This is a genomic window from Marinobacter segnicrescens (assembly GCF_900111555.1).
Classification (GTDB): Bacteria; Pseudomonadota; Gammaproteobacteria; order Pseudomonadales; family Oleiphilaceae; genus Marinobacter; species Marinobacter segnicrescens.
Genome location: NZ_FOHZ01000009.1, coordinates 51,217 through 64,843, shown reverse-complemented (window position 1 = coordinate 64,843; position 13,627 = coordinate 51,217). Strand labels below are relative to the sequence as shown.

Annotated in this window: 11 protein-coding genes; 4 read left to right on the top strand and 7 right to left on the bottom strand. The window is 59.8% G+C overall.

The window, feature by feature from the left end:
• Positions 1-45 precede the first annotated feature (45 nt).
• Positions 46-1,449 carry a DUF4397 domain-containing protein gene (locus tag BM036_RS10690; protein ID WP_177186044.1) on the top strand — a complete coding sequence of 468 codons (1,404 nt, stop codon included), beginning with the start codon at positions 46-48 and terminating at the stop codon, positions 1,447-1,449.
• A 53-nt stretch (positions 1,450-1,502) separates the two neighbouring features.
• Here BM036_RS10690 and modC read toward each other — a convergent pair whose 3' ends face one another.
• The 4 genes from modC to BM036_RS10670 form a co-directional block, all read right to left on the bottom strand.
• Entirely contained in the window at positions 1,503-2,585 is a 1,083-nt protein-coding gene (gene modC / locus BM036_RS10685; protein WP_091851609.1) for a molybdenum ABC transporter ATP-binding protein, read from the bottom strand.
• Positions 2,582-3,268, bottom strand: a complete 687-nt coding sequence (gene modB / locus BM036_RS10680) for a molybdate ABC transporter permease subunit (RefSeq protein WP_091851606.1) — start codon at positions 3,266-3,268, stop codon at positions 2,582-2,584. The genes modC and modB overlap by 4 nt, the downstream gene beginning before the upstream one ends.
• Positions 3,269-3,274: 6 nt before the next feature.
• Positions 3,275-4,021, bottom strand: a complete 747-nt coding sequence (gene modA / locus BM036_RS10675; RefSeq protein WP_091851604.1) for a molybdate ABC transporter substrate-binding protein — start codon at positions 4,019-4,021, stop codon at positions 3,275-3,277.
• A 92-nt stretch (positions 4,022-4,113) separates the two neighbouring features.
• Entirely contained in the window at positions 4,114-4,662 is a 549-nt protein-coding gene (locus BM036_RS10670) for a DUF1415 domain-containing protein (protein ID WP_091851601.1), read from the bottom strand.
• Between the two features lie 83 nt (positions 4,663-4,745).
• On the opposite strand from BM036_RS10670, the gene BM036_RS10665 reads away from it, so the two are divergent.
• The 3 genes from BM036_RS10665 (at position 4,746) to BM036_RS10655 (ending at position 8,983) form a co-directional block, all read left to right on the top strand.
• Complete coding sequence (locus tag BM036_RS10665) at positions 4,746-5,618, top strand: EamA family transporter (protein ID WP_091851598.1); 873 nt, start codon at positions 4,746-4,748, stop codon at positions 5,616-5,618.
• A gap of 179 nt (positions 5,619-5,797) precedes the next feature.
• Positions 5,798-7,369 carry a methyl-accepting chemotaxis protein gene (locus BM036_RS10660; RefSeq protein ID WP_091851595.1) on the top strand — a complete coding sequence of 524 codons (1,572 nt, stop codon included), beginning with the start codon at positions 5,798-5,800 and terminating at the stop codon, positions 7,367-7,369.
• A gap of 240 nt (positions 7,370-7,609) precedes the next feature.
• The gene (locus BM036_RS10655; protein ID WP_091851592.1) at positions 7,610-8,983 is read left to right on the top strand and encodes a sodium-dependent transporter; all 1,374 of its coding nucleotides are present in this window, start codon (positions 7,610-7,612) and stop codon (positions 8,981-8,983) included.
• Positions 8,984-9,538: 555 nt separating this feature from the next.
• Here the strand turns inward: BM036_RS10655 and BM036_RS10650 are convergent.
• From BM036_RS10650 to BM036_RS10640, 3 genes are all read right to left on the bottom strand, one after another.
• Complete coding sequence (locus BM036_RS10650) at positions 9,539-11,401, bottom strand: HAMP domain-containing methyl-accepting chemotaxis protein (protein WP_091851589.1); 1,863 nt, start codon at positions 11,399-11,401, stop codon at positions 9,539-9,541.
• Between the two features lie 282 nt (positions 11,402-11,683).
• Positions 11,684-12,994 carry a TRAP transporter large permease gene (locus tag BM036_RS10645; RefSeq protein ID WP_091851586.1) on the bottom strand — a complete coding sequence of 437 codons (1,311 nt, stop codon included), beginning with the start codon at positions 12,992-12,994 and terminating at the stop codon, positions 11,684-11,686.
• The gene (locus BM036_RS10640) at positions 12,991-13,545 is read right to left on the bottom strand and encodes a TRAP transporter small permease subunit (RefSeq protein WP_091851584.1); all 555 of its coding nucleotides are present in this window, start codon (positions 13,543-13,545) and stop codon (positions 12,991-12,993) included. Before BM036_RS10640 ends, BM036_RS10645 begins: the two co-directional genes overlap by 4 nt.
• Positions 13,546-13,627 lie beyond the last annotated feature (82 nt).

The window sequence follows — 13,627 nt, the reverse complement described above, 5'->3', positions numbered from 1 at the left end:
TTTTTTCAGGTCTTCAATAATATCTGCACGATGAGGAGCAGAGCTATGAACCGTTTTGTGGTTTTACCGATGGTGGTTGCGGGAGCGGTGGCGCTCTCGGGTTGCTTTGACGGGGACTCCGACAGTTCCGATGATGTGGTTCGTTCTGAGGTGCGGATTATCCACGCCTCACCGGATGCACCGCCCGTGAATATCCTGGTCAATGGCGACGCGGCCGTTAAAGGGGCCGATTACAAACAGGCTGCCGTGCTGACGCCGGAAGTGGGCAGTTACGAGATTGCGGTTGAGGGTATTGTGCCCGGAGGCAATGCAACGGTCATAGGGCCGGCGGATTTTGCCTTTGAAGAGAACGTTCGCTACAACGTCGTGGCGGTAAATACCGTGGCGAATATCGATGCGGTTGTCTTCCAGGATGAGCCAGGCTTCAGTTCCAGTGACGAGGTGCGGGTTCGCATCGGCCACCTGGCGCCCAATGCGCCCAATGTCGATATCTATGTCACCGCTGCAGGCGAAGGTAATGACCTGTCTGCGATAGACCCGCTGCTTTCCGATGTGGCCTTTGAAACCGTGGCCGAGCCCCTGGAAGTCCCTGCCGGTGACTACCGTATCCAGATAACCGCAGCCGGAGCCTCGACAGCGGTGTTCGACAGCGGTGATGTGGCTCTGATGGCCGGCGCTGACCTGTTCGTGGGTGCGGTGCAGAACACCGGGGCCAACTTCTCTGTGGATGGTGCCAGCCCGGTAAGTCTGATCGTGGTGAATGGTGCTGAGGTTGCCGAGATCTATGATGCGGACCAGGGCGCTGGCGTGCGGGTGGTGCATGCATCCGGCAATGCGCCGGCTGTGGATGTGCTGCTAGACGACGATCCTACTGCCCTGACCAATATCACCTTTGGCCTCGCTGCACCGTCGGCTGCACTTGACGAGTATGCTGTGCTGGCGGCCGGCAACTATAACGTCAAGGTCGTCGCCAATGCAGACAACTCGGTCGTAGCGATTGATACCGACCTGAGCCTTACCAATGGCCAGGGCTATTCGGTCCTGGCGGTAGGTTTGCTGGGTGGTGATCCGGCCATCGAAGCCCTGGCGCTGGCAGACAGTGTCCGCAGCATTGCCACCCAGGCGACCCTGCGCGTGGTGCATGCCTCCACCCAGGCGGGTAACGTCAATATCTACCTGTTGCCTGAGGACCAGTTCGATATTGATAATGCCACGCCGGCTCTGGCTGATGTCCCCTACAAGGCAGTGACCGACTACCTTGCCATTCCTGCGGGCACCTATAACCTGCGGGTAACGGACCTGGATGGAAACGTTGCCATCAGCGCTGACAGTGTTGTTGTGACCAACGGTGGTGTCTATACAGTAGTCGCCCGGGACGGTGAAGACGGCAACGGTTCAGTCCTCGAGGATTTGGGGCTGATCCTGCTGGATGACCTGGCCGTTTTTTAATCCAACACGAAGCAGATATGCCCGCAGGAACCCGGGCATGTCTGCTTTCATGCCTACTCCATCAACGCGGCAGACTTCACCAGAGCCACGACGGAATCCCCAGGCGCCAGCCCCAGTTCTACAACCGACTGTAGGGTGATCCGTGACAGCAGCAGCTGGCCGTCTGCCAGCCGGCAGCTGATTGTGCAGCGGTGTTCATCGCTTTGTTCGATGCGTTCGACCCGCACCGGCATCATATTGCGGATACTGATACCTTGCGGTTGGGTCAGGGCCAGGCTGACATCGCTGGCGAGAATGCGGAGCCGATGCAGGCTGGTATGGTGGCTGGACTGACCGCTGACCTGGAAAACGACCGAAGGCCGACCGTTGCCACCCGGTGTAACGAACTGCCACTGCCCTTCGCCAGTCTCCCGAAGGTCACCCTGCAATACGGTTGCCGGCCCCTCGTCGCTGAACAGAGGCGATTCCGGACGTGTCAGTGCTTCCCGCAAGGGCTCCACGCGCTCGATGCGACCCTGTTCCATAAAGGCCACCTGATCGGCCAGTTGTTCCACCTCCCGCGCGGAGTGGGTCACCAGCAGCATGGGCACGCCGGTAGTGGTCGACAGCCCGGACAGAAAGGGCAGGATCTCCCGCTTGGCGGTCGTGTCCAGCGCCGACAGGGGCTCGTCCAGCAGCATCAGTTGCGGGCTGGTGAGCAGGGCACGACCGAGGGCGACCCGCTGGCGCTGGCCCCCGGACAGTGTGTGAACCGGTTGTTGCAACAAATCATCCAGGGCCAGCAGGGGGCGAACCGTTTCCGGGTGGAGGCGCCGTTGGCCTTCCGTCGTTCGGCGATAGCCATACATCAGGTTTGCTTCCACGGACAGGTGAGGCAGGAGGCTGGACTCCTGGAACACCAGTCCCAGCCGGCGCCGGTTTATCGGCATCCTGCGGCGGCCCGCCTGCCATACTTCGCCATTGAATGAGACCTCGGCATCCCGCAGTTTCTCAAGCCCCGCGATGATCCGAAGCAGGGTGGTTTTGCCACAGCCGGAACGGCCGAACAGGGCGGTAATGCCGTTGCTGGGCAGGGTATCGTTAATGGTGAGCGAGAAGTCTCCCCGCTGCACTCGGGCCCGAACCTGCAGCGTCATGGCCGCACCCCGTCGAAGCGCCGGTTGAAGCTGTACACCGCCACCAGCACTACAAAGGCAAAGATCAGCAGTCCCAGGGACAGCCGGTGTGCCGCAGCGTAGTCCATGGCCTCGGCGTAGTCATAGATGAGTACGGACAGTACCTGGGTTTCACCGGGAATGCTCCCGCCGAGCATCAGGATGACGCCGAATTCCCCCAGGGTGTGGGCGAAGGTCAGAGTGGCGGCCACGATGAACCCACCCCTGCACAAAGGCAGGATCACGGTAAACAGGCGGTCCAGCGGGCCCGCACCCAGCGAGGCGGCCACTTCCACTGGTCGGGTGCCAAGATGACGGAAGGCTTCCACCAACGGCTGAACCGCAAAGGGCAGGGAATAGATGACCGATGCCACCAGGATGCCCTCGAAACTGAAGGCCAGGTGGGTCAGCCCCATCGACTCCAGGGTCTGGCCTACCGGCCCCCTGGGCCCCAGGGCAATAAGAAGGTAGAAACCCAGCACCGTTGGCGGCAGTACCAGCGGCAGGGCCACCAGCGCCTGTACCACGGTTCGCGAGGGCGATTGCCGGTGGGCGAGCCACCAGGCCAGGGGAGTTGCAAGCACCAGCAATATGGCCGTCGTCAGGGCGCAGAGCTTCAGGGTAACTGCGATGGCCTGCCAGTCCTGGGGAGAAAGCTCGGGCATCGGCGCTCAGTCCGTATCCGGGGATTCGAAACCGTACTGACGGAGAACGGTCCGTGCCGCTTCCGATTGCATGAAGGCATGAAACTCCCTGGCACCGGGATTGTCCTCACCCTGGCGGGTGACCACCATGGCCATGGCCAGCGGGCTGTGAAGACGCTGGTCGACAAGGTTAAAGGGACGCCCCTCCAACTCAGGAGCGAAGGTCAGCGACCAGGCGATCAGGCCGGCCTCTGCTGCCCCGGACTCCACCATGGCAGCTGTCTGGCCGATGTTCTCGCCATAGACGAGTTTCGGCTCGACAGCTTGCCAGAGGCCCAGCGCCTGGAGCGCCTCCCGTGCACGCTGACCGTAAGGGGCATGGCGGGGCTGGGCAATGGCGACACGTCGGATATTGTCGTCGGCGAGGTCTTCCGGGGACATGGTTCCCATTTCAGGGTTGGCGGGCCAGACAACCAGCCTTCCAACCCCGTACACCACCGGCTCGCCTGCCACAGCGCCCTGATCGCTCAGTTGCCGGGGAAAGCCGGTGTCGGCGGACAGGAAGACATCGTAGGGTGCACCATTGAGGATCTGGGTAGCCAGTTTGCCGGAGGCCCCGTAGATAACCCGCAGGCTGATGCCGGGTGCCTGTTGAAGGAAAGCCGTCTCCAGCGCAGGCATGGCCTGGCGCAGGCTGGAAGCGGCGGCAATGGTCAGGGCATGGGCCTGGCCAGCGGTGAGCAACAGGAGGCAACAGAGCAGGGCGATACGCATGGGCCGGGTGGATCTCCTTGATTTGGCCCAGACTACCGTATTTACCGGTTGGTTCAAATAACCCCACCGGGGGAGCTGTTTGGTCTGTCCCGTCACTTTTTTGCCTGGCAGGAGGCGAGCAACGCTTCCATCGCCGCCAGGCCCAGGCCCTCTACCCGCTCAATGTTTCGCGCAGGGATGTCGGCTGTATCCGGATAGCTGGCTATGGCCCGTTCCAGGCTGGACTCCCTGAGCAGATGGAGCATCGGCCAGGGCGAGCGGTTGGTGTAGTTCTCTACCGCATTCTCTGTGGTGCCGGCGAACTGGTATTGCGGGTGAAAACTGGCGATCTGCAACACACCTTCCAGCTCCAGTAACTGCACCAGGCCGTCCGCCACATCCAGGAAATCGTTATAGTCCGGGAAGTCCCGCAGTACTTCCGGGTGGATCAGTAGCGTGGTTTCGATACTGTCATCGTCGGTAAGTCGCAGCAGTTCATGCTGCAGTTCCATCAGCAATGCGTCCGGTGTCTGCGCGCCTGTTACGGTGAAGCGGATCCGGTTGTTGACCAGCTCACGCCGGGCAAAGGGGCACAGGTTCAGGTCGATAACGACCTTTTCCACCCATTGGCGAGTGGTATCGATAATAGCTTGCTTGTTCATGGAGGCTGGCATTCCGGGTTGTCAGGTCAATTTACTGGCAGGCTATGATACAGTGCCCGCCCTCTGAAAGGTGGGTGGATCCTATGGCGCTGCTGATTCTGGTAACCGTTCTCTGGGCGTTTTCTTTCAGCCTGATTGGTGAATTCCTGGCCGGTCATGTGGACAGTGATTTTGCCGTACTCAGCCGTGTGCTGCTGGCGACGTTGCTGTTCCTGCCCGTGACTCGCTGGGCCGGTGTGCCGGGGCGCCTGAAGCTGGGCATTATGGTGACCGGGGCTCTGCAATTCGGGATCACTTACCTGTGCCTGTATCGCTCCTTTGCCTATCTCACGGTACCCGAAGTACTACTGTTCACCGTGTTCACCCCGCTGTATGTGACGCTGATTGACGATGCCCTCTATCGCCGTTTCTCCCCGGTGGCACTGCTGGCGGCCGCGGTGGCTACGGTGGGCGCCGGCATCATCCGCTATGATGGCCTGAGCCAGGACTTCCTGACAGGCTTCCTGTTGCTGCAGCTGGCGAACTTCACCTTTGCCGCGGGCCAGGTGGGTTACAAGCACCTCATGCAGGCCTTCCCGTTGCCAGTGCCTGCCTGGCGCACCTTTGGCTACTTCTTCTTCGGGGCACTGTTGATTGCTGCGCCGTCGTTCCTTGTTTTCGGGGATGTCAGCCGGTTACCGGCTACGGGACTGCAGTGGGGCGTACTTGCCTGGCTGGGCGCCGCGGCTTCCGGCCTCGGGCTGTACCTGTGGAACCGGGGTGCCTGCCAGGTGGATGCCGGAACCCTGGCGGTCATGAACAACATGCTGGTACCTGCCGGATTGCTGGTGAACCTGGTGATCTGGAACCGGGAGGCTGACCTGCTGCGGTTGCTTATCGGGGGAGCGGTTATCGCCTTCTCGTTATGGGTGAATGCGAGGTTCCATCCACGGGCCAGGATTGATCTTGCGACCTGATGTCGCATGGGGCTCAACAGAGGGGTATTAGTGACATTTCCTTACAGTCTGTGTGCTTTCTAATTGTTAACATTCGCCCCAGTTGACTAAAGTCAAGAGCGCCTCTGCCGATACGCCCCCAGACCATTATCGGCAGCGCCCGCTACCGGAACCCCTACGAGTCAGGAATCCTGTCCACCATGCGCAACAACGGCCCCGTCACCCAACGCGAAGCCCGGATGAAGCCCGGCAGCCGGCTGATTACCACCACCACGCTTAAAGGTGTGATCACCTACTGCAACGATGACTTTGTCCAGATCAGTGGTTTCAGCCGCGATGAACTGATCGGTCAGGCCCATAACATTATCCGGCACCCGGACATGCCCCAGAGCGTGTTCAAGGCCATGTGGGACACCATCAGTGCCGGCAAGCCGTGGATGGGCGTAGTCAAGAACCGCTGCAAGAACGGCGACCACTACTGGGTCAGTGCCTATGTGACACCCATTCTTGAGAATGGCGAGATGACCGGCTTCGAGTCGGTTCGCGTTGAGCCGACCCGGGAGCAGGTGGACAGGGCCTCCCGGCTGTACAGCCGGCTTTCCGAGGGCAAACAGCCCCTGTCGGTCGGTACCCATATCAGATCCATGGTGCGGGCCGGCTGGCCCCTGGTGATCCCGTTGATCACCAGCCTGTTGGCACTGGGATGGGGGGCGTTCTGGCCCGGGGTGGCGCTCATTGCTGGCGGTATCATCGCCGGCGGCTTCATCCAGATGGCCGCTGTCAATGCACGCCTGAGGTCACTGATCGACCTGCGCCCGGAGGCCTTTCGCGATCCGCTGGTGGCACGGACCTATTCTGACGAGAGTGGCCACTTTGCTGAAATGGGCATGGTGTTGATGAGCGAGAAAGCCCGCATTCGCACCGCCCTGGCCCGCATTGAGGACCGCGCCGATGACCTGATGCGTACGGCCACAAGGGGCTATGAACAAATCGCCGAAGGCGCGGATGCCATCGAGCGGCAGCGCCAGGAAACCGATCAGGTGGCCTCGGCGATGAACGAGATGACCGCGTCCATCCAGGAAGTCACCGATACTGTGAATCGGAACGCCGATGGTGCCCGGCAGGCCAGTCAACTGGCCCATAGCGGCGGCGATCTCAGCCATGACGCACTCCAGGCCATCGAGCAACTGGTGACCCAGGGGGGAACCATCGGGGAGTCTGTCAGTCGTCTTGGCGAGTCTACCGACAAGATTGGGGATGCTGCCCAGCTGATTTCCGATATCGCCGAGCAGACCAATTTGCTGGCCCTGAACGCCGCCATCGAGGCCGCCCGGGCGGGCGAACAGGGTCGCGGATTTGCGGTAGTGGCAGACGAAGTCCGCTCCCTGGCCCAGCGCACCCGACAGTCCACGGTATCCATCCATGAGGTGATCGAGAACTTCCGCGCCCAGGTGGACGAGGTAGTCGCCGCTACCCGGCACGGCGAGGAAATCGGTAACCGTGGCCTGGCCAAGGTCCGGGAAACCGAAGAGGCGCTCAAGGATATCGTGCAGAACATCGAGGGTATCTCGGATAGCTTCATGACCATGTCGGCGGCCTTCGAGGAACAGAGCCAGGTGTCCGACGAGATCAACCGCCAGGTCGTCAGTATTGCAGAACTGGCCGATTCATCCACCGAAAAGGCAGAGGGCGCCAAGAGTGCCAGCAACGAGGTCAGTCGTCAGGCCAGTGGTCTGAGTGACCTGGTGGCCCGCTTTGTCAGCCGTCAGTAAGTAAACTCCATCCAGAACGGGCCGGTTAGATGCCGGCCCTGTCCTCGCTTTTTACGGTCCTTCCCAATAACTGATCACGATCTCGCCATTCCCGCTGGCATCGGCGGCGCCAGACTGGCAAAATTCGCCGCCAATTGCTGGTAACAGGCAGGGGATGCCCGAAACAGTCAGGGAAAACCATGACCAGTGACCTATTCCGATCTTTCAACAAGTTCCACTGAACGATGACAGGGTTTCACTATGTCTGACACTAACCTGGCCAGCCGCGGTAACTGGTCTTCCCGCATGGCCTTTATCCTGGCTGCTGCGGGCTCTGCCGTAGGTCTGGGCAATATCTGGAAATTCCCCTACATGACCGGGGAAAACGGCGGCGGTGCCTTTGTACTGATCTACCTCGCCTGTATCGCCATCATCGGTATCCCCATCATGATGGCGGAAGTGTTTGTAGGCCGTAATGGCCGCCGCAACCCGGTTGCCAGCATGCGCCTGGTGGCCGAGCGTAACCTCAGCAACCCGGCCTGGCGTATCTCCGCGATCATTGGTGTGCTGGCGGCATTTATCATTCTCTCCTTCTACTCCGTGATTGGCGGCTGGTCGGCCTCCTACGTCATGCACTCGGCCGTTGGCGACTTTGCCGGCCAGGATGCCGAAGCCGTAGGTGCCATCTTCGGCGACCTGCTGGCGAGTCCGGGCATCCTGCTGTTCTGGCATACGGTGTTCATGGGCCTGATCATCTTCGTGGTTTCCCGTGGCCTGAAGTCCGGCCTGGAACGTGCCGCCAAGACCCTGATGCCGGCGCTGTTCATTCTGTTGCTGTTGGTCGTCGCCTATGCAACGACTACCGGTCATTTTGGGCAGGCCCTGGACTTCCTGTTTACCCCGGACTTCAGCAAAGTCACCTGGGACACCGCCCTGCAGGCCCTCGGCCAGGCGTTTTTCACCATGAGTCTGGGTATGGCCATCATGATGGCCTACGGTTCCTATCTGGGTAAGGATATTTCCATCGGCCGTGCTGCAGTAGGCGTGGGGATCATGGATACCCTGGTAGCCCTGCTGGCGGGCCTGGCGATCTTCCCGTTTGTATTCGCCAACGGTCTGGAAGCCGGCCAGGGTCCGGGTCTGATCTTCGTTACCCTGCCGCTGGCCTTTGGTCAAATGCCCCTGGGTGTGGTGTTTGCAACAGCCTTCTTCATTTTGTTGCTGTTCGCCGCCTGGACATCCGGTATCTCCCTGCTTGAACCGGTTACTGAATGGGTCGAAGAAAAGTTCGCCATGTCCCGCACCGGTGCGGCCATTCTGTCCGGCGTTGCCTGCTGGCTGCTGGGCATCGCATCCATCCTGTCCCTGAACATCTGGTCCGATGTCTACCTGCTGGGCATGTTCGATCGCTTTGCGGAAACTGGCATCCTGGATCTGCTGGACTTCGTTACTGCGAACATCATGCTGCCGCTGTCCGGTCTGCTGACGGCACTGTTCGTTGGCTGGTGTGTGGCGAAGGAATCCCTGCAGGATGACATGGCCATGTCCGACGGCCTGTTCAACCTGTGGCGTAACCTGCTGCGTTATGTAACGCCGATAGCAGTACTCGCAGTCTTCATCTACAACCTGATGTAAAAAAGCAGGCAAGCAATAAGCCTGAAAAGCCGGAGGCCCGGCACCCCCTTCCGAAACAGTCAGAGAACAGGGTTCTCGTTTCGGAAGGGGGTGCCGGGCCTCCGGCGTTTTGCACCAGACACAGGAGCCCACCTGCAAGTCGATAACGGGTGCTTCCTGATGGATCGGGTCCGGGTAGTGTCCTTCGAAACGAAAAACTTCGTTTTCCTGACTGTTTCGAAGGACACTACCCGGACCCTCTGGCGGGAATAGTCAGGAGGTGTTCGGCGGTACAGCGGCTTCGCGGCCCTTTCTTCGAAACGAAAACCCTGTTTTCTGACTGTTTCGAAGAAAGGTCCCCGAAGCCTCTGGCGGGAAGACGCGGGTCGGCCTTGGTCAGGCTAGGCAAGAGGATGGGAAGTCTCCGGGTAACCACTTTCGAAACAGTCAGAGAACACGGTTCTCGTTTCGAAAGTGGTTACCCAGAGGCTTCTGCACGGAGTTCGGTCTTGGGTGCTCGGGCACAAAAAAGCCGCGGGTCCATTCTTGGACCCACGGCTCTCCAAGTCTTGGCCGTTAAAGGCGGAAGCGCGCGACCTGACTACTCAGATCCTCGCCCAACCGGGCCAGCTCATTACTGGAACTGGAAATCTGCTCGGCTGCCGTGGCGGACTGATCACTCACATCGCGAATCTGGGTGACGTTCTGGTTGATATCCTCAGCCACCGAGGTCTGCTGTTCAGCCGCCGTTGCTATCTGGCTGTTGTACTGGCTGATATTGCCGACCGCTGCCGCAATCTCGCGAATGGTCTCACCAGTGGTGCGGGCGCTGTCCAGCGTCTGTCCGGCCAGGGTGGTGCCCCTTTCCATGGTGGTTACCGAATCCTCGGTGCTGTTCACCAGGTTGGAAATTAGCGTTTCAATCTCGGATGCAGAGCTCTGGGTACGCTGGGCCAGGGAGCGGACCTCATCAGCGACAACCGCGAATCCACGCCCTTGCTCGCCCGCCCGGGCAGCCTCGATGGCGGCGTTCAGTGCCAGCAGGTTGGTTTGCTCGGCCACCGACTTGATCACATCCAGCACCGTGCCGATATTCTCGCTGTCCTTCTGGAGTCCCCGCAGACGCTCGGCTACCTGTTCAACCTGGGTATTCAGTTCGCTGACGTAGGAAAGGGTTTCCTCTACCGCTGATTCACCAGCGGCGGCCTTTTCGTTCGCGGTATTGGCAGCGCTGAAGGCGTCTTCGGCACTGCGGGCCACGTCATTAACGGTCGCCACCATTTCATTCATTGCCGTGGCTACCTGGTCGGTCTGGTCCCGCTGCTGGGTGACGCCCTGACTGGTCTCAGCGGTCACTGTGGAAAGCTCCTCGGCGGAGGACGCTATATTGGTAGCGCTGGCATTGATGTGTCTTACCAGCTCCCTCAGGCTCGTGACCATGGTGCCGAGGGCAGACAGCAGCTGTCCCAGCTCGTCACCCCGATCACTGGTAACGGTCTCCTGCAGGTCGCCATCGGCCACACGGGTCGCCAGGGCGACGGCCTGGTGGATCGGGCGGGTGATGCTGCGGGTCAGGATCCAGGCGATGAGTGCACCGAGTATAACGATGACCAGCACCACGGCAATAATGACCATGGATGCTGTTTCACGCTCGTCTTCCATCTTCTGTTGTTGTGTTTCCTGGAGTTCCACGGCTGTTGCCAGGGTATCCCGTGCCGTTCCCACCATTTGCTCCTGCAGGGACTGGGTCTGGTTCTCGGCTTCCACGACCTTGTTGAACACCTCGATGTAGCGAACCAGCAGGTCCTTCAGGGCACTTTTGACGTTTTTATCCAGGAACGACGAATCAATGGTACGGACCGCCCGCTCACCGGAGGCACGGAATCTTTCCACGGCTTCCTGCTCGTTCTCCACCAGGAAGTTACCTTCGTTTCGACGCATCTGCTGGATGGCCGCGTTGGTGGCATAAAGGCTGTCTTCGGAGGCAAAGCCGCCGGTTACTCCGCGTACGGCCAGTTCAAGCTCTTCAAGGCGCTCATCCCGTAATGCGCGTACTTGCACCAGGTCCTGTAGCTGTTGCTCGTAGGCGTGTACACCCTGGCGGATTTGATCGATACGGTCATGGTCTTCGGGCACAACCAGCCTGTCTTTCAGGGCTTCAGCCCGATCTGATGCCTGGCGGGTATTGGCGATTGCTTCTTCGACATAGCTCTGCTCACCACGGATCAGGAAGTTTTTCTCATCCTGCCGTGCCTGTAGCAGGTCGGCTTCAATGGCCGAGGCATCCGCAACAATCGCTGCCCGGTCACCAAATTGCGCGAGGGCGACGTAACCGGTAGCGCCAACCAGCATGGTGAGGAGGATCAGTACAGCGAACCCCGAAGCCATTTTCATGCCCAGGGAGAGTTTGAGTTTGGAAGGGTTTTGCAGCAGACGCATGTACGGCTCCAGCCAGTATTCTTGCAGGTGAAACGAATGATGATGGTGTTATCGGCTGTCTGGGTTATTTTTTTAGGTTGGGACAGCCACTTGGCCTGTGAACTTGTGCAAAATCCGGCGTTTTGTTCGCGGCAGAGTCAATCCAGGCGCCAGTTAAAGCCAGAGGGGGCCGGGTCTCAAGACGAGTTTGGTAGGTTTTGGTAACGATTTGCTAACCGCTGGCCGTAAAAAAACGCCGGCCCCTTTGCGGGTGCCGGCGTTATCGTCATCACGGGTTACCCGTCAGAACAGCAGTTCGGGCAGGTAGGTGACAATTTCGGGGAAGATCATCAGTAGCACAAGGCCGATAATCTCGACGATCACGAAGGGGATAACCGATTTGTAGATATCCTTCATGGTGATCTCTGGTGGAACAATGCCCTTCAGGTAGAACAGGTTGAAGCCGAAGGGTGGCGTCATGTAGCCGATTTCCATGTTGATCACGAACAGGATGCCGAACCAGATCGGGTCAAACCCGAGGGATTCCACGATCGGCAGGAATACCGGCAGGGTGATCAGCATGATACCTACGGGGTCCAGCACCATGCCCAGTATGAAGGTGATCAGCATCATGGCAATGATAATGCCCCAGGGGCCGCCCGGAATCTGGGTGATGAAGCCCTCGATCATGCTCTGGGCGCCCATACTCTGATAGGCGGCGCTGAAGGCGTGGGCAGCGAACAGTATCCACATGATCATGCCGGACAGCTTGAAGGTGCGGATCGAGGCTTCCTTGAGCAGCGCGTAATCCAGCTTGCGATAGACGGCCGCCGCGATCAGGGAACCAAGTACACCCATGGCGGCTGCCTCGGTGGGCGTGGTAATGCCGCCCATGATGGAGCCCAGCACCATCACCACGATCAGGATAGGCAGGGCGACGGAGCGAAGCGAAATCAGCTTCTCCCGCAGGGTTCCGCGTTCTTCGGGAGGCAATGCCGGCGCCAGGTGGGGCTGGAGGTTACTGCGAATCAGGATGTACGCGGCCGTCAGCACCATCAGCAGGATGCCCGGAAGAATACCGGCGGCAAACATCTTGCCCACAGAGACACCACTGATCAGGGCGTAGAGGATCATCATGATGCTGGGAGGAATCAAGATGCCCCAGCCACCGCCGGTGTTGATAACACCGAGGCACATGCTCCGGTCATAGCCCCGGGCCAGCATGGCCGGGAGGGCGATGGTGCCCATGGCCACGACGGCGGCGCCGCTGATACCGACCATGGCGGCAAAGATGGCGCAGATGGCCAGGGTGCCGATAGCCAGGCCGCCGCGCAAGCCGCCGAACCACAGGTGCATGGCACGGTACAGGTCCTTGGCGACTCCGGTGCGCTCAAGAATCATCGCCATATAGACGAACAGTGGGATGGCCACCAGGGTGAAGCTGCCCATGGTGCTCCAGATCTGTGAAGCCACCATGTAGAAGGAGTCAAAGCCCCAGGTGAAATACAGGAAGACGACCGACACGCCACCCAGTACAAATGCCAGCGGCAAGCCCAGGAAAACGAATAGCAGGAGCGAGCCGAAAAACAGCAGGGTCAGGATTTCAGTACTCACAGTTGCTCTCCCTTGGGATCATGCTCGGGATGGTCCTCGGGCCGGTAGTAGCTCAGGTTGCACGCGATGGCGATGTCTTCCAGCAGTTTGACGATCCCCTGCAGCACCAGCAGGGCAGTGCCGATGGGGATACAGGCCTTCACCGGCCAGATGGGCGGGTTCCAGGCAGAATAGGAGGTTTCCCAGTTGCTGATGGACTCCTGGGCCATGTCGACGCCGAAGTACAGCAATGCAAGGGTGAAGATAAAGAACAGGATAGACGTGAACACATCAATGGCGGCCTGCATGCGGGGACCGAACAGGCTGTAGATCAGGTCGACATTGACGTGGCCGCGGTGGGCCAGGAGATATCCGCCGGAGAGCACCGCATAGGCACCGAACAGCAGCTGGGTCAGCTCGTTGGTCCAGACGGTGGGGGCGTTGAACGCATATCGCAGGAAGACTTCCAGCAATATGAACAGGAACATGGCGAAAACCAGGAAGGACACGGCCACGCCGATGGCCTTGTTCATTCTGGTGACGCCTTTCATGAATGCGCTGATGGCACGCATGGCATCCTCCGGGAGGAATCTGATGGCTTGCAATAAAAAGCCGGGGGCCCGTTAAGGAAGCCCCCGGCCGGTTCGGTCTGGC

Excerpts from the sequence above, each read along its gene's own strand:
- BM036_RS10665 (WP_091851598.1), top strand. The coding sequence starts at position 4,746 with ATGGCGCTGCTGATTCTGGTAACCGTTCTCTGGGCGTTTTCTTTCAGC.
- BM036_RS10655 (WP_091851592.1), top strand. The coding sequence starts at position 7,610 with ATGTCTGACACTAACCTGGCCAGCCGCGGTAACTGGTCTTCCCGCATG.
- modA (WP_091851604.1), bottom strand. The coding sequence starts at position 4,021 with ATGCGTATCGCCCTGCTCTGTTGCCTCCTGTTGCTCACCGCTGGCCAG.
- BM036_RS10690 (WP_177186044.1), top strand. The coding sequence starts at position 46 with ATGAACCGTTTTGTGGTTTTACCGATGGTGGTTGCGGGAGCGGTGGCG.
- BM036_RS10650 (WP_091851589.1), bottom strand. The coding sequence starts at position 11,401 with ATGCGTCTGCTGCAAAACCCTTCCAAACTCAAACTCTCCCTGGGCATG.
- BM036_RS10660 (WP_091851595.1), top strand. The coding sequence starts at position 5,798 with ATGCGCAACAACGGCCCCGTCACCCAACGCGAAGCCCGGATGAAGCCC.
- BM036_RS10670 (WP_091851601.1), bottom strand. The coding sequence starts at position 4,662 with ATGAACAAGCAAGCTATTATCGATACCACTCGCCAATGGGTGGAAAAG.
- BM036_RS10640 (WP_091851584.1), bottom strand. The coding sequence starts at position 13,545 with ATGCGTGCCATCAGCGCATTCATGAAAGGCGTCACCAGAATGAACAAG.
- modB (WP_091851606.1), bottom strand. The coding sequence starts at position 3,268 with ATGCCCGAGCTTTCTCCCCAGGACTGGCAGGCCATCGCAGTTACCCTG.
- modC (WP_091851609.1), bottom strand. The coding sequence starts at position 2,585 with ATGACGCTGCAGGTTCGGGCCCGAGTGCAGCGGGGAGACTTCTCGCTC.